We start from the raw sequence: 20,026 nt of genomic DNA, 5'->3' as shown, positions 1-20,026 counted from the left end.
AGAATACCCATAAATCGTACGAATCGGCAAAGTTACTGAAAAGTAATGACGCAAAACTATAGGGGCTAAGATCGTTTGATTATGCCAGCCAGTTTCCGAACACGACATCCGACGATTTATGACTAACGGAGGATGTATATGGATGAAGAAATTATATTTTCGATTCAGGTATTATTGGCATATTCTGAAGTTTAGAGAGCTAGCTGTGCTAATTCCTGACTGCTTGGACGCCTGCTATAAGCAGAGGTTAGAAATGAAAAAAAGACACCATGAACAAGCATACATAAATTTCAACAATTTTTCATCATAACTTGAATACAATCCAACGTGAAGACGAAGGCATTCCAGCCTTCGTCTTTAAATTTATATAATATATGAGGAAATATACATGTGTATCCCAATTGATAGATATACCATAATTTTCAAAATGAGCAGAACTTTAGATCTGTGATTTTGTCGAATAATATCACTTTTTAGCAAAATGTGACGAAATACCTATAAGCCAATAGTAACAAGGGAAAAATGTTTACTTTTTTAAAGAAATAGCGAGATAACCTCTTTTAATTAGGTATAATTTACTAGTATAATAAAATTGTTGTTTTTTTAAAATATCTAATTGGAGGAAATAGGATGATAGATATTCACTGCCATATTTTGCCTGGGGTGGATGATGGTGCACCTAACTATGCAAATAGTCTATTAATGGCCAAACAGGCAGAGGCTGAAGGGATTCATACTATTATTGCCACGCCGCATCACCAAAACGGGACATATTTTAATGAGAAAATTAATATATTATCACGAATAGAAGAGCTAAATGCTTACTTAAAGACTGAAAACTGTAAGGTAAATATTTTACCGGGTCAGGAAATACAAATCTATGGCGATCTCCTTAGAGATTATGAAGATGGGAAAATCATGACGCTTGCGGATCAGTCTACATATGTTCTAATTGAACTGCCAAAGAGTCATGTTCCGGGGTATACGAGCCAACTTTTTTTTGATATACAAATGAGAGGGCTTACACCAATTATTGCAAATCCGGAGCGAAATCTTGAATTTATTGAACAGCATGATCATTTATATAGTCTTGTTAAAAATGGTGCAGCGACTCAAATTAGTTCAGGCAGCTTGACAGGGCATTTTGGTAAAAAAGTCCAAAAATTTGCATTAGATTTGGTAGATGGAAATTTAGCGCATTTTGTCGCTTCTAATGCTCATAATGCGAAAAAGCGATCATTTAGAATGGAAGAAGCTTTTGATGTCATACAGAAGAAATACGGATCCGATCACATATCTTATTTTCAAAATAATGCAAAAGCGGTGGTAAAAGGCGATCATATTTACCGTGATATCCCTAAGAGAATTAAGAGAAGGAAGATAATGGGGTTATTTTAAGCATCTATATTCCATCCCTTTCCTAAAAATTTCTATATATATACTATTGTAATGGTTGATAGAGAATGAGTATAATATAGATTGTTGTAACTTTTGTATGTATATAACGTCTATTATAGTATGGCATCTAAAGTGTATTATGGGAGAGGGAAAAAACATGGGTCGACATAAACCGAAAAAGAAAAGAAAAGGATTAAAAATATTCCTTATTATTTTACTTGTGCTTGTAGCTGGTATTGCGGCATATGGTTATTCAATTTATCATAATCTTTCTAAAGCAGCCAATGCTGTTCATAGTCCGATTGACCGCACTCCAGAAGTTAAACGGCCTTCGGATTTGGAACTTGGTAAGAGGGAACCTTTTTCAGTATTGATGCTTGGAGTGGATGAGCGGAAAGGTGACAAAGGCCGCTCGGATACGATGATTGTGTTAACTGTAAATCCTAAGAATAAGTCAATGGAAATGCTCAGTATTCCACGTGATACACGAGTGGAAATTGTCGGAAATGGAACGGTAGAAAAGATTAACCATGCCTATGCGCGTGGCGGTGTTGAAATGTCTATGAATACTGTTGAAAAATTCCTTGATATTCCGATTGATTATTATGTAAAGATGAATATGGAAGGGTTCCAGGAAATTGTAGATGCGGTCGGTGGTGTGACGGTTAATAATGATCTTGATTTTTCTCAAGATGGACACCACTTTACAGTTGGAGAACTTAATCTTAATGGTAAAGAAGCATTAAGCTATGCGCGTATGCGTAAAAATGATGCTCGTGGTGATTTTGGCCGGCAATTGCGCCAACGTCAAGTGATTCAAGGCGTTATCAATAAAGGTGCCAATATTTCTGCTCTTTGGAAATATGATGACGTTCTAAAAGCATTGAGTAAAAACGTTGAAACAAATATTTCTTTTGATGAAATGAAATCTATTCAAAAAAATTACGCAGATGCGCGTCATAATATTGATCAAATCCAAATTGAAGGCAGCGGGGCAACCATCGATGGCCTTTGGTACTATGTAGTGCCTGAAGAGGAACAAGTGAAGGTACAGAATAGACTGAAAGAGCATTTGGAATTGAAATAAGTAGAGAAGCGTCGGGACATAGAGTCTCGACGTTTTTTCATACATCTAGATAGTTATAAACAGATGAGGTTATTTTAAAAAAAGAGCCCATTCGGAGCGTTCCTACAACGCCCCGAACGGGTTATAAAATCGACTTCCGTCATAATACGTAATAACCATTGCTAATACGAACGCGCTCCCTACTAATATAAGGGCAATATAATCAATACGTTTAAACGGTCGCGCGCTGTACCATGAGCGCTTTTTATTTTTTCCAAAACCGCGCAGTTCCATGGCGTTGCTAATAACTTCAATTCGATCTAGACTCGATAGAATCAATGGAATAATGATAGAGGCGATATTTTTGATTCGCTTCCCTATCTTTTCTTTCCTTGACATGTCAATTCCGCGCGCTTGCTGGGTGATGGCGATGTTCCGGAAATCGCGCTGGATGTCGGGAATATAGCGCAAGGCTAATGCAACAGCGTATGAAATTCGGTAGCTAACCCCGATTCGGTTTAGCGACGCGGCGAATTCACTAGGATGTGTCGTCACAATAAATAAAAGAGCTGCTGGAATAATCGTGAAATATTTAATGGTAATATTAAACTGGTAAAATAGCTGTTCCCACGTTACGTTATATCGGCCAACAATTTCAAACAGCACATGGCTTGTCCCGTAAATTTTTACCCCTTCTTGTGGAGAAAAAATATAGATGGCGATATTGTTGAGCAGTAAAAACGCTAATATAAACAATAACACAAAGGAAATTTCTCTTATCTTTACTTGCGAAGCGATAAAAATAGTGATGCTTGCGACAAATAAAAATAGGAGAACGCGCGTGTCATACGTAAGCATGGCTGTGGTCGACCATAAGATAAAGCAAATGAGTTTCGTTGCACCAGTCAGCCGATGAATAGGCGAAGGACGGTCAATATATGCAAGCATTTCTACTGCCATGTTGTTCGCACCCCCTTGTCGAAGGCGATAAATCGTCCAACGAATTCTCTCGGTTCTTCGATTCCTGCTTTAACGGCAAGATCAAATAATGAAGTTTCCTTCAAATTCGCTCTTTTGATCACATCTTGATCTGTTAAAATGTTCGCAGAAGTGTCATCGGCAATTTTTTCCCCGCCAGCAATGACGATCGCTCTTGGTGTGTATTCGAGCATTAAGTGCATGTCATGTGTGATCATTAAAATTGTGATGCCCTCTTCATTTAGTTTGGATAAAAACTCCATGATTTCAGTGTAGTGTTTGAAATCTTGTCCGGCGGTTGGCTCGTCTAAAATAATGAGTTCTGGTTCCAATACTAAGATAGAAGCAATCGTGACGCGTTTCTTTTGTCCGAAGCTAAGGGCTGAAATCGGCCAGTTTCGGAAAGGGTACAGTCCGCATATTTGTAGTGTTTTTTCAACTCGCTCCTTAATTTCATCTTCTGGGACTCCACGCAATACCAATCCGAGCGCCACTTCTTCAAAAATCATATGCTTTGAAATCATTTGATTAGGATTTTGCATGACGAGCCCAATTCGCTCAGCTCTTTCTTTGATCGTGTCATTCGTAATGTCTTTACCTTTAAAAAGGATTTTACCACTAGTAGGTTTGTTAAAGCCGCAAATAAGACTAGCCAGAGTCGATTTCCCTGCACCATTTTTCCCAGCGATGCTGAGCATTTCGCCTTTATCAATGGAAAAAGATACATTGTGAATCGTATCCTTTCCCGGCGAATAGCTAAAATGCAGATTTTCCAGCTCTAAAATTGGTTCAGATTTCTTTTTTAGATAAGGAGGACTGGTCGCTTCAAACCAGGTGAGCAGCTTGTCCTTATCAACAGCAAATGTTTTGATATGTGAAGGCTTTGACTCGGGTTTTACTTTAACTCCGGCGTATTTTGCTGCTTTTACATAAAGTGGCTCACGAATATTGCATTGTTCAAGAACCGAAGAAGCAAGCAATTCATCAGGTGTAAGATCCGCTACAATCTTGCCTTTATCGACGACAATAATTCGATCAACATGGCATTCGAGAACATCTTCAAGGCGATGCTCGATGATGACGACAGTTGTATTTGTTTCTTTTTGGATACGGTCAATTAGTTGAATCGCATGTTTTCCAGTTGCTGGATCGAGGTTAGCGAGCGGTTCGTCGAATAGTAAAATATCGACATTATCCACCATAACGCCAGCTAAAGAAACACGCTGCTTCTGCCCACCTGACAATTGATGGAGGGATGACTGCAAATAATCATCCATATCGACCATGCTCGAAACATCTTTTACAATTGAAACCATTTCATCTTGTGCCCGCACATCATTTTCAAGGGCAAACGCAATATCCTCGGCAACTGTAAGTCCGATAAATTGCCCATCAGGGTCTTGCAATACCGTTCCGACCATTTTAGATAGGGAAAAAATATCAAGATTTTTTGTTTCCTGACCCATTATGTTTAGGCTCCCAGTTATCTCCCCTTTATAGGAAAACGGAATTAACCCATTGAGGCAATGGCCAATCGTACTTTTTCCCGAACCTGAAGGACCGACAATGAGCACTTTTTCCCCTTCATAAATTGTTAAATTAAGATCATGAAGAGTTGGATCGACTTGTGTGCGGTATTTAAAATTAAATTGTTCAAATTGAATAACGGGCTTTTTCATTTTGTTCTCCTCAAATACATGTAAAACGAGGAAACCGAATACGATTTCCTCACCTTATCTTTTATTCTGCTTTCAAACTTCCACTTTTCACTCTAGTTTTTGCGTAGGCGACGAGTAAAATTGTACCTAGGACTGCAACTGTTACAATGTTCGCAAGACCGGCTACAATACCTTGTGTCCATACTTTGTTGGCTGGTTCAGCGTATATAAGTATATCAAGAGTCGGTGCAAGTATGCCCCATCCGACAATTTGAACGAGAGCTTGAATAATATTAAAAGAAATAATTTGTTTTTTGCCAAATTCTCCAGCTTCAATATTAATTCTTTTTGCCGTAAAGCCAATTAATAATCCAACAAAAGCTGAAATGATGACCCAACTCCACCAAATGCTGCCCCACATAATGGAATCTAACAATGCGTGACCAATTAATCCGATAAGACCACCGGCAATTGGTCCAAACACTACCGCCATTAACGCTAAGAATGCATAAGATGTGTTGATATTCGTGTTCGGAATTCCAGTCGGAATCGATGCGAATCTTCCTAAAATGACAAACACTGCTGCTCCAATCCCAATCGCGACTATTGTTTTAATTGCTAAATTCTTCCCCATATTGACCCTTCTCCCTTTTTTGTAAAATTTAATTTTTATAATATAAATTTAATTATATATGACTTTTGGCACTTTGCGGAGTGCTATTTTCCAATTTGCGCCGGTTTCGATGTGATATGCTTTTGCAAATGAGCCTTGGTTAATGGCAATTCCAAGTTTATCTAGCGAATTTACGTAAATTAACGGTTCGCCTAAATGACTATCAGCAAAGGAACGACCATATGTCATGATGTTTTTATACACTTGGCGTGTATCGTTTTGAATGGTGACTTCAAAATTATCGCCATATTCCACCGCTAATTGTAAAAATAGTGTGCGATCGATATTCGTCCATAGGTTTCCGAAACGAATATCTAAAATATCGATATTTCCTGTGACGGATGATTCGTCGATTGTCGGATTAAATTTTGTAAGTGTTACTACCGACTCGACGGGAACTTCTGGACCTACTTCTTCAAATGAGATGACACCAGATGCAAGTCTTGCCCCAGTATAGGCATACACGTCACGGCCGTGGAAAGTATACGACTCTCCTGATTTTGGCAGGCGGTTGACTGTCTCGTCGATGATTCTTACTTCTTGGATTCCAATCGCGTCTCTTATATGTGTTAACGTTCCATTATCAGGGGTAACGATATATTGATTTTCAGTTGTTTTTGCAACAACGCTGCGGCGATCAGAACCAACCCCCGGATCGACAACTGAAACGAATACCGTTCCTTCCGGCCAATAAGAAATAGTTTGATAGAGGCGGTAAGAGCCCTCCCATATATTATATTGCGGAATGTCGTGAGTTAGGTCAAAAATTCTAAGTGTCGGGTCGACAGAAGTCGCCACTCCGTACATAGCGCTAACCGCACCGTCACTTAAACCGAAATCTGTCTGGATTACTAAACTGTTTGTCATTGTAAATTCCTCCATCTGTAAAAAAATTAGAAAAACAAAAAACCACGCCCGTATCTTTATAAAAAAGATAAGGACGTGGTTGAATTCACGTGGTACCACCTTATTTCGCCGTTTGTTCACACAAAACAGCCTCTGCAAGTACTGGAGCATAAATAAATCTTTGCTCGTAATACTGTGGTATTGATAACGAGTACCAAATCTCGACGCCACCTACTAATCCGCAACCGGACGTTCAGCTCGCAACTCGGAGGCCATTGTTCAGATCGTGATTTTTGCTTCTTTTCAGCTACCGAAGCTCTCTGTGTAAAACCAATAATCCTACTTTTTCTCTTCATCGTCTTTAAAAAAGGTAAAGCATATGTGATTGAAATTGATTATAAGCCGGGCTGAAAAAAAATGCAAGCATTAATTTTTCTTGAAGATATTGGAAACGTGGAAGGTTTGAAAAATAGCGAACGCCACATTTCTTATATGAACAAGTCTGATTCTAATAGAACGAGCATATTATTTGTAATGGATATTAATATGAAAGTTTGGGAATCGGTAAAGGAGGTATGGTTCATACTACAAACAATAAACAAAGAACAAGGAGTGCCAAAATGAAGTTTATTGAAGAGAACATAACCGCATTTAACGTTCAGGCAACCACTCCAGAAAAAGCAATTCGAATAGCAGGAAATCTTTTGGCAGACAATGGATATGTCGAAAAACGTTATGTCGAAGCGATGGTAGAATCCTTTGAAAAAAACGGTCCTTATATTGTAATCGCCCCTCAAATTGCGATGCCGCATGCAAGACCTGAAGACGGAGTTCTAGAAGCATGTATTTCCATGATAAAACTAGAAACGCCAATTCCATTCGGAAGCACACCAAATGATCCAGTAAAACTTGTTTTTGCTTTAGGCGCTTCGGATAGTGAAGAGCATTTGAAAGTGTTGAAAAAGTTAATGAATTTGCTAGGGAATAAAGAAGCGGTGGAGCAATTGAAGGCGGCTACTTCGTATGAAAGTATTAGGGGTTTGATTGAGTGATGGGGAAATATGGAGAATGATTTTAGGGTAATACGGGATTGAAGCTTGGTTTTCCTTTGAATCGGTCTTGAATGCTACTTTTTAGCAAGTCCAGTCTTGATCAGGGGTGAATCGCACCGCAAATCTGGTTTTCCCGTAGTTTCCGTTGCGATCGGGCTCGAATCGCCCCGCAAATCTGGTTTTCCCGTAGTTTCCGTTGCGATTGGGCTTGAATCGCCCCGCAGATCCGGTTTTCCCGTAGTTTCCGTTGCGATTGGGCTCGAATCGCCCCGCAGATCCGGTTTTCCCGTAGTTTCCGTTGCGATTGGGCTTGAATCGCCCCGCAAATCCGGTTTTCCCATAGTTTCCGTTGCGATCGGGCTTGAATCGCCCCGTAAATCCAGTTTTTCCATAGTTTCCGTTGCGATTGGGCTTGAATCGCACCGTAAATCCAGTTTTCCCGTAGTTTCCGTTGCGATCGGGCTTGAATCGCCCCGCAAATCCAGTTTTCCCGTAGTTTCCGTTGCGATTGGGCTTGAATCGCCGCGCAAATCTGGTTTTCCCGTAGTTTCCGTTGCGATCGGGCTTGAATCGCCCCGCAAATCCGGTTTTCCCATAGTTTCCGTTGCGATTGGGCTTGAATCGCACCGCAAACCCAGTTTTCCCGTAGTTTCCGTTGCGATCGGGCTTGAATCGCCCCGCAAATCCAGTTTTTCCGTAGTTTCCGTTGCGATTGGGCTTGAATCGCCCCGCAAATCCAGTTTTTCCGTAGTTTCCGTTGCGATCGGGCTTGAATCGCCCCGCAAATCCGGTTTTCCCGTAGTTTCCGTTGCGATTGGGCTTGAATCGCCCCGCAAATCCAGTTTTTCCGTAGTTTCCGTTGCGATCGGGCTTGAATCGCCCCGCAAATCCGGTTTTCCCGTAGTTTCCGTTGCGATTGGGCTTGAATCGCCCCGCAAATCCAGTTTTTCCGTAGTTTCCGTTGCGATCGGGCTTGAATCGCCCCGCAAATCCGGTTTTCCCGTAGTTTCCGTTGCGATTGGGCTTGAATCGCCCCGCAAATCCAGTTTTTCCGTAGTTTCCGTTGCGATCGGGCTTGAATCGCCCCGCAAATCCGGTTTTCCCGTAGTTTCCGTTGCGATTGGGCTTGAATCGCACCGTAAACCCAGTTTTCCCGTAGTTTCCGTTGCGATTGGGCTTGAATCGAATCGCAAATCCGATTTTACCATGATTACAGTCTCTATCGTGCTCGAATCGAGACACAAATCCGGTTTTTTCAGTAGTTTCAGTCTCGATAGGGATCCAATCGAGTCGTAGCGTACTATTAATAAAAAAAAGGAGTGGATTTTCATGAAAATTTTATGTGTGTGTGGGTTGGGACAAGGGACAAGTTTGATTTTACGCATGAATGTGGAAACGGTTTTGCGTGAAATGGGTGTTAGCGCGGATGTTGAGCATATGGACGTTTCTTCGGCATCGGGAATGGCTGCGGATTATATTGTGACGAGCAATGAGCTGGCACAATCTTTGGGAGGGACGGACGCTAAAATCATCATAGTGAATAATTATTTTGACCAGGGTGAAATCAAAGGTGCTTTAGAAGAGAATTTACAATAATTAGTGGGGTGAAGTATCGATGGCAGTAATTCAATGGCTTGCCACTAACTTTTTTGGAACTCCGGCTATTTTGTTAGGATTGATTGTTCTGATTGGATTACTTTTACAAAAAAAGAATTCCAGTCAAGTCATTAGCGGAACGATCAAAGCTATCATCGGCTTTTTGATTATTAGTGCAGGCGCCAATATTATTGTCGGCGCTCTAACGGTTTTTGAACCGTTGTGGAAAGAGGTATTTAATCTCCAAGGTGAGACGTTAAGTGACTTTATGGGGCAGGATAAATTTAATGGGAAATTTGGAAGTGCGGTCACATTAGCGATGACACTTGGGTTTTTGATTAACGTTCTGCTTGCGAGATTTACGAGATTTAAATATATCTACCTAACCGGTCATATGATGTTCTGGACAACGACAATTTTTGCTGGAATTGTAGTTCAAACGGCAGGTGACGTTTCATTTTGGAAATTGGTCATCTTTTTATCGATCATTATGGGGATTTATTGGACGTTCCAACCGGCCCTTACCCAGCCGATTATGAGAAAAATAATGGGTAATGACAACATCGCGCTTGGCCATACTTCAGCTTCCGTGGCACTACTTGGGGCATGGCTCGGAAAAATACTTGGAAATAAAGAAAATGATTCCGAGAAAATCAAATTGCCGAAAGGACTGGAATTTTTAAGAGATTCAAACGTTATCACCGCTTTAACAATGGGAATCCTCTTCCTCGTTGGAGCTATCATTATTTCTTTTAAAAATACACCCGGGGCCGCGGAGCTTGTAGCTTCAGCGGGTGACCAGAACTTCATGATTTACTCGATTATTCAGTCCTTTACATTTGCTGGTGGAATCGCTGTTGTCTTGATGGGAGTTCGGATGTTTATTGGGGAAATTGTTCCGGCGTTTAATGGGATCGCAACAAAAATTGTTCCTGGCGCGAAGCCTGCGCTCGATTGTCCAGTCGTCTTTCCATTTGCACCTAACGCGGTTGTGCTTGGATTTTTAGGTGGTTTTATCGGTGCTTTATTATGGCTGATCGTTATTGGAAATACAGTCGCATATGTGTTTGTACCGACGATGATTGTATTATTCTTTCACGGTGCAACGGCTGGTGTTTTCGGAAATGCAACTGGTGGAGTAAGAGGTGCGCTGTTAGGAGGATTTATCACTTCAACGGTTGTAGCTTGGGGTCAGTACATTACGGTAAAAATGTTATTGCCAAATACGATTCCTGATACGGCAATGTGGGCTGCAGACTCTGACATGTTTGTGTTGGGACCAATCATAAGAGCACTTGCCGCAGTGTTGTTTTAATAAAAAAATGATTCCAAAAAGGTCGGGTAACCGCCTTTTTACATGGGATATAAAAAGGTCGGGAAACTGACCTTTTTAAATGTCTAGGCTAGGGTCTATCGACTAGCAAGGGCGCTTGTGCTTTTCCATAAAACATTAACCTAGAGGTGACAACGATGAGTTTTATTCGTACATTCCATGGAGACATTGAGCCTTCCGAATTAGGATTCACTTATTCTCACGAACATATTGTTTGCCGGCCGCCTTTTTGGGTGGAAAAAGGGGAAGATGATTTGCTTTTGGATGATAAAGAAGCGTCATTGAAAGACGTTCTCGATTTTACAAGCCATGGCGGGCAAGCAATTGTAGACGCAACCGCGGTAGATTATGGGCGCGATGTTCAAGCGGTCGCAGATATTGCAACAGAAGCAGGCATTCATATTATCGGGACTGCTGGTTTTAATAAAAGTTTCTTATGGGATGCAGCGATCACTCCTCACCTTCATGAGGTCATCGGCGGGAATTTTCATACGTACAAAGATTGGATAGACGGGTCTCAAATTAATGATTTGACTGAGTACGTGGTGAGGGAAGTGGAGGAAGGTCTCGAAGGTACAAAGTTTAAGGGGGGGCAAGTGAAATTTGGAACTGCTTATAACCGGATTACCCCTCTTGAGGAAAAAACGATTCGCGCGATTGCGAGGGCCCATCATGAAACGAAGGCACCCATCCATTCGCATACGGAAGTGGGAACGATGGCGCTTGAACAAATCGACATTTTAAAAAGTGAAAATATCGATCTATCCTATGTCAGTTTCGGACATATGGACCGAAATCCCGATCCTTATTACCATGAAAAAGTTGCGTCAATGGGGAGTTACTTATGTTTCGACGGAATCGCCAAGGTGAAATATGCACCCGAAAGCACGAGGATATCGTGCATTTTGGAACTCGTTAAAAAAGGATATGAGAAACAGATTTTGGTGAGTGGGGATACAGCGCGTAAAACGTATTATAAACATTATGACTACGGTTTAGGATTGGAATATATTATCGCAAAATGGGTCCCGAGATTTATCGACGAAGCCAATAAAGCAGGTTTTGACGGTGAAAAATTAGTTCAGTTGTTTTTTGTGGAAAATCCAAAACATTGTTTTACGTTCAAAGGGTAGGTGAGATTTGTGAAATTTGAGATGGAAAATTCATATGAAGTGAAGGATAAAATCTTACAATCGAACATTGCCATTTTGCCGATAGGTGCAGTGGAAGCACATGGTCCTCATCTCCCCCTTAGTACGGATACGATTTTAGCGGAAAGGTTATCGACACTGCTTGCTGAAAAAGTTGGTGCGTTTGTAATGCCGAGCCTTCCGTATGGGCAAGTGTGGAGCTTACGGAATTTTCCGGGGAGCATCAATATTTCCAATGATTCATTGATTTCTTTTTTAGTTGATATAGGTAGAAGTCTTTATGATCAGGGCTTCAGAACTTGGGCGATGGTGAATGGTCATCTCGGAAATCAAGTGGCGTTAAAAGAAGCAGCGAGGGTTTTATATGACGAGATTCCTGAATTTAAAGTGTTTTATTTTTTCTATCCAGGGATGAATGCAGTTGTAAAAGATATTCGTGAGACGAAATCAGTCCATGGTACTTATTTTCATGCTTGCGAAATTGAGACAAGCATTATGCTTTATTTGGCTGAGGAGTTTGTAGATATGGAACGAGCCCTGAATGATGTTCCAACGATTGGGGAGGCGGCGGATTTTACTCCGACACCGTGGGAAACTTTTACAAAAAGTGCGGTGCTAGGAGATGCGACGCTTGCAACAAAGGAAAAAGGACGGAAAATTGTTGAGACGGCTTTGGAAAAAATGGTCGACATGTTGATTGGAGGAAAGACGAATGATTGATGCTTATTTTGGTAAAATTAATGAAAAATTCATGGTAGTCTTAGACTCTGAACGCGGAAAGATGAAAGAAGCGGCTTCTAACATTGCAACGGCTATTGAAAAAGGCGGGATCGTGCAGCTTTTTGGCTGTGGACATTCTCATATTTTAACGGAGGAAGTTTTTTACAGAGCGGGCGGATTGGTCCCAATCAAGCCGATTTTCCATGAACTGCTCATGCTGCACGAAGGGGCCATGCTATCATCACAGCTGGAGCGAAAAAATCATTATGCCCATTCTTTTATGGATGGTCAGGATATTCGAGATCATGATGTCATGATCGTCCTATCGACATCAGGCAGAAATCCAGTCCCGGTTGATGCCGCTTTAATTGCGAAGGAAAAGGGGGCTTTTGTCATTGGGATCACCTCATTTGAATACTCCAATAGTCAGACTTCACGCCACGAATCAGGAAAACGCTTGTACGACGCGGTTGATCTAGCAATTGATAATCACTCTCCGATTGGCGATGCTGTTTTGACCCATGAAAAAGTGGAGGTGCCCTTTTCACCAACTTCGACCGTAGTAGGCGCCGCTATTTTGAATGCTATTTTTGCGGAAGCGATTGCCTTAATGGCAGAGGCTGGATTCGAACCGCCAATCTTTTTAAGTGGCAATATTGAAGGGTCCGATGACCACAATAAAGAGTTGGTGTCGAAATATGAAGCTAGAATCCCGTTATTGACGAAGGGTTTGTGAATTTCATCAAATAGGATAAAAGTTTCATCAATTAAGTCTTAATAATCACCAATTGAGTTAAAAATCCATCAATTAAGTCTTGAATTTCACCAATTAGGTCAAAAGCTTCATCAATTAAGATCAAACTTTCATCAATCAGATCTCAAGTCTTGCCACCAATTACGTTCGGATTATCATCAATTAAGGGTCGACTTTTACCAATTTACGTTGAACTGCATTCATTAGATTTGAAATTTCACCTAGTGGCAAAGTTTCATCAATTACGTTAAAACTTCATCAATTAAGTCCAAATATCCTCAATTCAATTCAAACGGGAACTTCCTTAATTAATCAACGAAGTTCCTCAATAAAAATCTTGCTTCTTTCTAAAAATCGAATATCAACCGCAAATAACGTACAATGAATTTGAAAGGGGGAGTCTCTCGTGATTTTAGAAATTATCGCTACCCATATTCGAGATGTAAAAGCGGCGTGCGAATATGGTGCGGATCGTATTGAATTGTGTGTTGGCATGAAAGAGGAAGGATTTACGCCAAGCTTCGGGCTGATTGAATCGGCATTGGAGATTGCGACCGTTCCGATTAATGTCATTATTCGCTCGCATAGCCAGTCTTTTTTCTACGAACCTGCCGAGGTGGATACGATGGTGCGTGATATTCGAATGGTTCGAAAGTTGGGGACTAATGGAATTGTCATCGGTGCGCTTACAGAAGATGGGCGAGTAGATGTTGAAGTGATGAAGCGGCTTCTTAACGAAGCGGAAGAACTGGATGTTACATTTCATCGCGCCAGTGATTTTTCGCGGAATCTTGAAGAAACATTGGAAGTGTTGACCCAATTCAAACAAGTGAAAAGGATTCTTACAGCAGGAGGAAGAAAGCCTGCTACAGAGTCTGTTCCAACGATCAAACGCCTCATGGAACTAGCGGAAAATACCCATCTTAACATTATGCCTGGGTATGGTCTTCGCGTTGAAACATTTAAGGAATTTTACGATGATATTCGTCCAACTGAAATCCATTTCGGCTCCGGAGTGAGGGAGGATAATAGTTTTATGAAGCAGATAGAACAAAAAAAGGTAGAGAAAATTAAACAAATGTTTAAGTAACCTCTTCAAAACGAAGAGGTTTCTCTTTAGCAAATATTTATGGATAGTATTCAAAATTTTTAGTATTATTAAAAGGACAAGGCTTTCAAAATATGTTTGTAGTAGGTGACGCGTAATGGAAAATGTTAAAAAAAGAGTAGCGTTAACATTTGATGATGGTCCACACCCAGAGAATACGCAGAAAATATTAAAAATCCTTGAAAAGTATGATGTGAAGGCAACATTTTTTCAGATTGGTAAACTTGTAGATGAATTTCCTACTATAACGAAAGAAGTTTTTGCAAATGGTCATGAAATTGCTTCACATACATGGAATCATCCTGACTTAAGCATTTTGGAAGATCACCTAGTAGAAGAGGAAATTTCAACGACACAAAGGACGATTAAAACGGTAATCGGGGAAGCTCCTGTCCATTTCCGTCCTCCATATGGGTACACAAATGAATCGGTTAAAGAGATTGCTAGAGAACTTGGCGAGACCGAGGTACTTTGGACCGTCGATACACTAGACTGGAAATCCCGTGATCCTGAAGCTATTTTGCAAATTGTAAAAGAAGAAGTACGTAATCAATCTATTATTCTAATGCACGACATCCACCCAACTACGGTGGAAGCAGTGGAGCCGGTAATAAAGTTTTTGCATGATGAAGGGTATGAGATGGTCACTCTTCGCGAATTATAATTGTCTTTTCCTATCCATGGGAATCTATAAAAATATATTTTTTTTGATAAGGACACAATATGTCCCAACTTTTATATTGACTATTTGCCTGAAAACGTTTAAATTTAAAGCGAAGTTTCTAGAAAAGGGGATGCTGAGATGTCAGAGAAATTAAAATTAGCAATCGTTGGATGCGGCGGTATTGCAAATGGTAAACATATGCCAAGCTTGTCCAAACTTAAGCAAGTAGAATTGGTAGCATTTTGCGATATCGAAGTTGAAAAAGCAGAAAAAGCGGCAGCTCAATATGGAGCTGAAGGTGCTAAAGTATATTCTGATTATAAAGAATTACTTGAGGACGGATCAATTGATGTTGTTCACGTTCTTACTCCAAATAGTTCACATGCTGAAATTTCCATCGCTGCTATGGAGGCTGGAAAGCATGTAATGTGTGAAAAGCCAATGGCAAAAACTTCTGAAGAAGCTCGTCAAATGGTTGAAGCTTCCAAGCGTACTGGTAAAAAATTAACTATCGGTTATAACAACCGTTTCCGTCCTGATAGCCTACACTTACATACATTGTGTGAGCGCGGTGACCTAGGTGAAATTTACTATGCAAAAGCTCATGCGATTCGTCGTCGTGCTGTTCCTACTTGGGGCGTATTCCTTGATGAAGAAAAACAAGGTGGCGGCCCGCTAATCGATATCGGTACGCACGCTCTTGACTTAACATTATGGATGATGAATAACTACAAGCCAAAAGCTGTACTTGGTACGACATACCATAAATTAGGTCAAAAAGAAAATGCAGCTAACGCATTTGGATCATGGGATCCAGAGAAATTTAAAGTAGAAGATTCTGCATTTGGTTTCATTACAATGGAAAACGGTGCAACAATCGTTCTAGAATCAAGCTGGGCACTTAATACTTTAGATGTGGATGAAGCAAAAGTTTCTTTAAGTGGAACTGAAGCTGGAGCGGATATGAAAGAAGGCCTTCGCATTAACGGTGAAGACAATAGCAAGCTCTACACAACTAAAGTTGATTTAGGTCCTGGTGGAGTAGCTTTCTATGATGGCAGCGTTGAATCTGATGCGGACATCGAAGCTCGTCAATGGATCGAAAGTATCATTAACGATACTGAGCCATTAGTAAAACCTGAAGAGGCATTCGTTGTTACACAAATCCTTGAAGCGATTTACGAATCTGCTAAAACAGGTAAAGCTGTGTATCTTGAAGAAGTATTTGCTTAATTTTCTAAAAGAAACCTCCGAATCGGAAATTGATTCGGAGGTTTTTTAGTGTAATAGTCAGATGGATACGGTTTTTTAAAAATTTTTAAAACTTTTTATTGATATTTTAGAAAAAGTTGATATAGTGATTATATCAACTTATAAGGTGATGCGACTATGAATGTGCCATTATATAAACAAATTTATGAGAATATTTTGGAAAAGGTACGAAGCGGGGAATTACAACAAGGAGACAAAATTTCTTCTGAAAAAGAGTTGGCCGATGAGTTTCAAGTAAGTAGAATTACTTCCAAAAAAGCGTTGGACTTGCTTGCTCAGGACCAAATTATAGAGAGAGTTCAAGGGAAAGGATCCTTTGTTACTTATTCAGTCGAAGAGCCGGATAATATGCTCAATAGTGTACAAACGGCTGGAATAAAAAAAGAATTGATGATAGGCCTAGTTATTCCAGGGTTTTCGGATAGCTATGGCACAAAATTAGTACAAGCGATTGAGCACCATGCATCAAAATATGGTGCGAATCTTTTAATGAAGCTTACTCGGGATCAAATCGAAGATGAGGAAAATGCGATTGAGGAGCTTGTAGATGCAGGGGTCGATGGGATAATTGTTTTGCCTATCCATGGTGAACATTATAATCGTAAAATACTTGAACTTGTTTTAAAAAAGTTTCCGATTGTCCTCGTTGACCGCTATTTACGTGGAATTCAAGCTAGTGCCATTTTAACTGATAATAAAAGGGCTGCCAAAGAGGCTACTGAGTATTTAATGTCACTTGGGCATCAGCATATTGCTTATATTACGCCCCCTTATGATGGGACTACCGTCCTAGAGGATCGTATAAAAGGTTTCCAATTAGCGCATACAGAGCAGCATAAACAAATAAATCCAGATTATATTTTTATGAATAATGGATCTGATTTAGCTTTCGATGAGTCGATGAAAGCAGAATATGAAATGGAAATTGAGAATATGCGGGAATTTATTTTAAATCATCCAGAAATCACAGCGTTCGTTGCATGCCGAAATGCCTTTGCAACGATCCTATCACATGTCATCCAATCAATTGGTAGAAAAGTCCCGGAAGATTACTCTTTTGTTTGTTTCGACGCGGTTCATTCAATCATTGGCAAGCATGCCTTTACCCATATTAAGCAAAGAGAAGAAGAGATGGGGGCAAAAACGGTCAGACGATTAATATCTCAGATTAACGGTGAGGAAAAAATTAAAACGGAATTATTAAATTTTGATTTGGTTGAAGGGTTATCAACTGCGATTTTAAAGGCTTCAGTGAAGAATTGAGAAAATTCTTCTTTTTTTTTTGTAAAAATACGATTGACATGTTGATATAAGATAATATATTATGTTGATTACATTGAATATATAGACATCTTAGAAAATTACATAGATTTTGAATGTAAGCGGTTGATAGGGGGTGTGGTGTTTTAGTGTTTGCTAGTTTACTATTTTTCAAAAAAACCGGAGGTGTAAAAGTGAGTAAAAGCGTAAAGAAATTCGGTCAAATGGTGATTATTAGTATCCTTTCCTTATCGTTATTTCTAGCTGGCTGTTCTTCGAAGGATAAAGCGTCTGGTGGAAATAAAGGCGGAGAAGGCGGCAAGACAGAAGTTACGTTTTGGCATGGTAGTACAGGTATCGGGTTAGAAGCGTTGGAAAATATGGTTAAAAGTTTTGAAGAATCGCATCCTGATATAAAAATCAAGATGGTTTATACAGAGGCTAATGAAGGAGCAGACCAAAAACTACTTACATCTGTAACAGGCGGTAATCCTCCAGATGTAGCTGCATTTGACAGATTTAAAGTTGGATCATGGGCAGCCCAAGGTGCATTAACAGATTTAACAGATATGGCTGCAGCAGATGGCATTTCTCAAGACCGCTACTATCAATATGCATGGGATGAGGCAAGTTATCAAGATAAATTGTATGCGATTCCATACTCCACGGATTCTCGTTTGTTATATTACAACAAGGATCATTTCAAAGAAGTTGGACTAGATCCTGAGAACCCGCCTAAAACGATTGATGAGCTAGAAGCTGCGGCTGAAAAGTTAACAATCAAAGAAGGTAACCGTTTTAAACGTATTGGATTTATTCCTTGGTATGGTCAAGGATGGCTTTACAGCTGGGGTTGGTCATTCGGCGGTGAATTCTTCAATGAAAGTACAGGTGAAGTTACAGCTAACGATCCTAAAGTTGTAGAAGCATTGCAATGGATGGTTGATTTCGGTAATAAATACAATGTTGAAGATATTTCTGGATTTGAAAGTTCTGCAGGTAGTGATGCGTTGGATCCATTTATTTCAGGACAGCTTAGTATGAAAATTGATGGAAACTGGACTGTTACAGGAATTAATAAATTTAAGCCAGATTTAAATTACGGCGTAACGCCAATTCCAACACCAACTGGAACTGATTTCACTACTTGGTCCGGTGGACACTGCTTTATTATTCCTAAAGGAGCTAAAAATACTGAAGCTGCCTGGGAATTCTTGAAATATTTCGGTGGCCCTGAGGGTGCAAAAGCTTATTATTCTAAGCTTGAAGGTGACTTCTCTGTTCAACCTGCTGTAAACGAAGAGCTAGGACGCAGTGAACATCCAATTTTAAAAGAATTTGTTGACATCCTTCCAAACTCTCACCATAGACCTGTTATTCCTGAAGGTCAATTGCTTTGGAATGAACTTGCTTCAGCTACTGAGAATGCAACAAGGGGTAATGGTACAGCTCAGGAAAACTTAGATAAAGCGACAGAAGCTGTAAATAAAGCATTGAAAAAATAATAAAAGGGGAGGCTTATACCTCCCTTTTATTTATGAAAGGGGCTGCTAATTTTGGCGAAAATTGAAACTTCAAGTGTCGTAGTCCAACCAAAAAAGAAAAGTTCAATAAGTTTTAAGGCAAATTTAACTGGTTGGCTATTTGCATCTCCGTGGGTCATTGGATTGATTGTGTTTTTTGCCATTCCACTATTTTCTTCCATTTACTTTAGCTTTACAACATATAGTATATTACAACCGGGAGATTTTGTTGGCCTAGATAATTATAAGGAATTAATGAACGATGATCTGTTTTGGAAATCAGTCTATAATACCGTTTATTTCGCCGTCTTTTTTGTTCCTCTCAGCATAATCTTCGGGGTTGCCCTTGCCATGATGCTTAATATGAAGGTCAAGGGACTTGCGGTTTATCGGACAATCTATTTCTTGCCGACACTTGTTCCACACGTTGCCCTAGCAGTACTTTGGATGTGGCTATTGAACCCTGGATTCGGTTTGATTAATGGAACATTAGACTTTTTTGGAATTGAAGGACCTAACTGGTTAGGTAGCGTGAAGTGGTCTAAGCCTTCATTGATATTAATGTCGCTTTGGGGAATTGGACAAGCGGTCATTATCTACTTGGCTGGTCTAGGTGATATACCAGAGGAATTTTACGAAGCAGCCGAGGTCGACGGAGCGAATTGGATACAAAGAACGCGTCATATTACTATTCCGTTGCTAACGCCAGTTATATTTTTTAACTTAGTAATGGGAATCATCGGGGCGTTCCAACAATTTACGTTACCGTATACGATGACTGCCGGACAAGGATCTCCAGCGAATTCTCTGACCTTCTATGTCATGTATCTATATGATAATGGATTTAAGTTCTTTAAGATGGGTTATGCTTCAGCGATGGCTTGGATTCTATTTGTCATCATCATGGCATTAACAGCATTGATTTTCATAACATCAAAACGTTGGGTCCACTATCAAGGTGAGTAGAAAGGAGT

Annotated in this window: 20 protein-coding genes, 1 riboswitch and 1 other annotated feature; of the genes, 15 read left to right on the top strand and 5 right to left on the bottom strand. The window is 40.1% G+C overall.

Going from position 1 to position 20,026, the window contains the following annotated elements; all coding sequences use genetic code 11:
* The first annotated feature begins 15 nt into the window (after positions 1–15).
* Positions 16–100, top strand: a riboswitch (cyclic di-GMP riboswitch).
* A 530-nt stretch (positions 101–630) separates the two neighbouring features.
* Complete coding sequence (locus tag NQ185_RS14985; RefSeq protein ID WP_257582770.1) at positions 631–1,398, top strand: tyrosine-protein phosphatase; 768 nt, start codon at positions 631–633, stop codon at positions 1,396–1,398.
* A 157-nt stretch (positions 1,399–1,555) separates the two neighbouring features.
* Positions 1,556–2,485, top strand: a complete 930-nt coding sequence (gene tagU, locus NQ185_RS14980) for a polyisoprenyl-teichoic acid--peptidoglycan teichoic acid transferase TagU (protein WP_257582769.1) — start codon at positions 1,556–1,558, stop codon at positions 2,483–2,485.
* Positions 2,486–2,587: 102 nt separating this feature from the next.
* Here the strand turns inward: tagU and NQ185_RS14975 are convergent, their stop codons facing one another.
* The 4 genes from NQ185_RS14975 to NQ185_RS14960 form a co-directional block, all read right to left on the bottom strand.
* A complete protein-coding gene (locus NQ185_RS14975; protein WP_257582768.1) occupies positions 2,588–3,424 on the bottom strand; it encodes an energy-coupling factor transporter transmembrane component T family protein in 837 nt (278 codons plus the stop codon).
* On the bottom strand, positions 3,415–5,121 hold the full coding sequence (locus tag NQ185_RS14970; RefSeq protein WP_257582767.1) for an ABC transporter ATP-binding protein: 1,707 nt from the start codon (positions 5,119–5,121) through the stop codon (positions 3,415–3,417). The genes NQ185_RS14975 and NQ185_RS14970 overlap by 10 nt, the downstream gene beginning before the upstream one ends.
* A 61-nt stretch (positions 5,122–5,182) precedes the next feature.
* Positions 5,183–5,734: an ECF-type riboflavin transporter substrate-binding protein gene (locus NQ185_RS14965; RefSeq protein WP_257582765.1), complete on the bottom strand. Its 552-nt coding sequence runs from the start codon at positions 5,732–5,734 to the stop codon at positions 5,183–5,185.
* Positions 5,735–5,782: 48 nt separating this feature from the next.
* Complete coding sequence (locus NQ185_RS14960; RefSeq protein WP_257582764.1) at positions 5,783–6,640, bottom strand: SAM hydrolase/SAM-dependent halogenase family protein; 858 nt, start codon at positions 6,638–6,640, stop codon at positions 5,783–5,785.
* Positions 6,641–6,706: 66 nt separating this feature from the next.
* Positions 6,707–6,984, bottom strand: a binding site (T-box leader).
* A gap of 52 nt (positions 6,985–7,036) precedes the next feature.
* Between NQ185_RS14960 and NQ185_RS14955 the strand changes: the two genes are divergently transcribed.
* On the top strand, positions 7,037–7,243 hold the full coding sequence (locus tag NQ185_RS14955) for a hypothetical protein (RefSeq protein WP_257582763.1): 207 nt from the start codon (positions 7,037–7,039) through the stop codon (positions 7,241–7,243).
* Positions 7,240–7,671, top strand: a complete 432-nt coding sequence (locus NQ185_RS14950; protein ID WP_257582762.1) for a PTS sugar transporter subunit IIA — start codon at positions 7,240–7,242, stop codon at positions 7,669–7,671. Before NQ185_RS14955 ends, NQ185_RS14950 begins: the two co-directional genes overlap by 4 nt.
* Before the next feature lie 81 nt (positions 7,672–7,752).
* On the opposite strand, the gene NQ185_RS14945 is transcribed toward NQ185_RS14950, so the two are convergent.
* Positions 7,753–8,913 (bottom strand): hypothetical protein, encoded by a 1,161-nt coding sequence (locus tag NQ185_RS14945; protein WP_257582761.1) that lies wholly within the window; start codon positions 8,911–8,913, stop codon positions 7,753–7,755.
* An 87-nt stretch (positions 8,914–9,000) separates the two neighbouring features.
* Here NQ185_RS14945 and NQ185_RS14940 point away from each other — a divergent pair, with 87 nt between their 5' ends.
* From NQ185_RS14940 to NQ185_RS14890, 11 genes are all read left to right on the top strand, one after another.
* Positions 9,001–9,267 (top strand): PTS sugar transporter subunit IIB, encoded by a 267-nt coding sequence (locus tag NQ185_RS14940; RefSeq protein WP_257582760.1) that lies wholly within the window; start codon positions 9,001–9,003, stop codon positions 9,265–9,267.
* A gap of 19 nt (positions 9,268–9,286) precedes the next feature.
* Entirely contained in the window at positions 9,287–10,582 is a 1,296-nt protein-coding gene (gene ulaA, locus NQ185_RS14935) for a PTS ascorbate transporter subunit IIC (RefSeq protein ID WP_257582759.1), read from the top strand.
* 155 nt (positions 10,583–10,737) lie between these two features.
* Positions 10,738–11,733, top strand: coding sequence for a phosphotriesterase family protein (locus tag NQ185_RS14930; RefSeq protein WP_257582758.1), 996 nt, complete (start codon positions 10,738–10,740; stop codon positions 11,731–11,733).
* A gap of 9 nt (positions 11,734–11,742) precedes the next feature.
* Positions 11,743–12,471, top strand: coding sequence for a creatininase family protein (locus NQ185_RS14925; protein ID WP_257582757.1), 729 nt, complete (start codon positions 11,743–11,745; stop codon positions 12,469–12,471).
* Positions 12,464–13,207, top strand: a complete 744-nt coding sequence (locus NQ185_RS14920) for an SIS domain-containing protein (RefSeq protein ID WP_257582756.1) — start codon at positions 12,464–12,466, stop codon at positions 13,205–13,207. Before NQ185_RS14925 ends, NQ185_RS14920 begins: the two co-directional genes overlap by 8 nt.
* A 424-nt stretch (positions 13,208–13,631) precedes the next feature.
* Positions 13,632–14,315, top strand: a complete 684-nt coding sequence (locus NQ185_RS14915) for a copper homeostasis protein CutC (RefSeq protein ID WP_257582755.1) — start codon at positions 13,632–13,634, stop codon at positions 14,313–14,315.
* Between the two features lie 115 nt (positions 14,316–14,430).
* A complete protein-coding gene (locus NQ185_RS14910) occupies positions 14,431–14,997 on the top strand; it encodes a polysaccharide deacetylase family protein (protein WP_257582754.1) in 567 nt (188 codons plus the stop codon).
* A gap of 138 nt (positions 14,998–15,135) precedes the next feature.
* Positions 15,136–16,230, top strand: coding sequence for a Gfo/Idh/MocA family protein (locus NQ185_RS14905; protein WP_257582752.1), 1,095 nt, complete (start codon positions 15,136–15,138; stop codon positions 16,228–16,230).
* Between the two features lie 156 nt (positions 16,231–16,386).
* A complete protein-coding gene (locus NQ185_RS14900; RefSeq protein WP_257582751.1) occupies positions 16,387–17,532 on the top strand; it encodes a GntR family transcriptional regulator in 1,146 nt (381 codons plus the stop codon).
* A gap of 191 nt (positions 17,533–17,723) precedes the next feature.
* Complete coding sequence (locus NQ185_RS14895; protein ID WP_257582749.1) at positions 17,724–19,034, top strand: ABC transporter substrate-binding protein; 1,311 nt, start codon at positions 17,724–17,726, stop codon at positions 19,032–19,034.
* Positions 19,035–19,085: 51 nt separating this feature from the next.
* Positions 19,086–20,018 carry a carbohydrate ABC transporter permease gene (locus NQ185_RS14890; RefSeq protein ID WP_307001162.1) on the top strand — a complete coding sequence of 311 codons (933 nt, stop codon included), beginning with the start codon at positions 19,086–19,088 and terminating at the stop codon, positions 20,016–20,018.
* Positions 20,019–20,026 lie beyond the last annotated feature (8 nt).

Source organism: Lederbergia panacisoli (genome assembly GCF_024626525.1).
Taxonomy (GTDB): Bacteria; Bacillota; Bacilli; order Bacillales; family Bacillaceae_C; genus Lederbergia; species Lederbergia panacisoli.
Note: the sequence above shows the minus strand (reverse complement) of the source record. Positions and strands in the feature narration are given on the sequence as shown.

Excerpts from the sequence above, each read along its gene's own strand:
- NQ185_RS14900 (WP_257582751.1), top strand. The coding sequence starts at position 16,387 with ATGAATGTGCCATTATATAAACAAATTTATGAGAATATTTTGGAAAAG.
- tagU (WP_257582769.1), top strand. The coding sequence starts at position 1,556 with ATGGGTCGACATAAACCGAAAAAGAAAAGAAAAGGATTAAAAATATTC.
- NQ185_RS14965 (WP_257582765.1), bottom strand. The coding sequence starts at position 5,734 with ATGGGGAAGAATTTAGCAATTAAAACAATAGTCGCGATTGGGATTGGA.
- NQ185_RS14950 (WP_257582762.1), top strand. The coding sequence starts at position 7,240 with ATGAAGTTTATTGAAGAGAACATAACCGCATTTAACGTTCAGGCAACC.
- NQ185_RS14930 (WP_257582758.1), top strand. The coding sequence starts at position 10,738 with ATGAGTTTTATTCGTACATTCCATGGAGACATTGAGCCTTCCGAATTA.
- NQ185_RS14955 (WP_257582763.1), top strand. The coding sequence starts at position 7,037 with ATGCAAGCATTAATTTTTCTTGAAGATATTGGAAACGTGGAAGGTTTG.
- NQ185_RS14960 (WP_257582764.1), bottom strand. The coding sequence starts at position 6,640 with ATGACAAACAGTTTAGTAATCCAGACAGATTTCGGTTTAAGTGACGGT.
- NQ185_RS14940 (WP_257582760.1), top strand. The coding sequence starts at position 9,001 with ATGAAAATTTTATGTGTGTGTGGGTTGGGACAAGGGACAAGTTTGATT.
- NQ185_RS14975 (WP_257582768.1), bottom strand. The coding sequence starts at position 3,424 with ATGGCAGTAGAAATGCTTGCATATATTGACCGTCCTTCGCCTATTCAT.
- NQ185_RS14970 (WP_257582767.1), bottom strand. The coding sequence starts at position 5,121 with ATGAAAAAGCCCGTTATTCAATTTGAACAATTTAATTTTAAATACCGC.
- ulaA (WP_257582759.1), top strand. The coding sequence starts at position 9,287 with ATGGCAGTAATTCAATGGCTTGCCACTAACTTTTTTGGAACTCCGGCT.
- NQ185_RS14985 (WP_257582770.1), top strand. The coding sequence starts at position 631 with ATGATAGATATTCACTGCCATATTTTGCCTGGGGTGGATGATGGTGCA.
- NQ185_RS14920 (WP_257582756.1), top strand. The coding sequence starts at position 12,464 with ATGATTGATGCTTATTTTGGTAAAATTAATGAAAAATTCATGGTAGTC.
- NQ185_RS14910 (WP_257582754.1), top strand. The coding sequence starts at position 14,431 with ATGGAAAATGTTAAAAAAAGAGTAGCGTTAACATTTGATGATGGTCCA.
- NQ185_RS14905 (WP_257582752.1), top strand. The coding sequence starts at position 15,136 with ATGTCAGAGAAATTAAAATTAGCAATCGTTGGATGCGGCGGTATTGCA.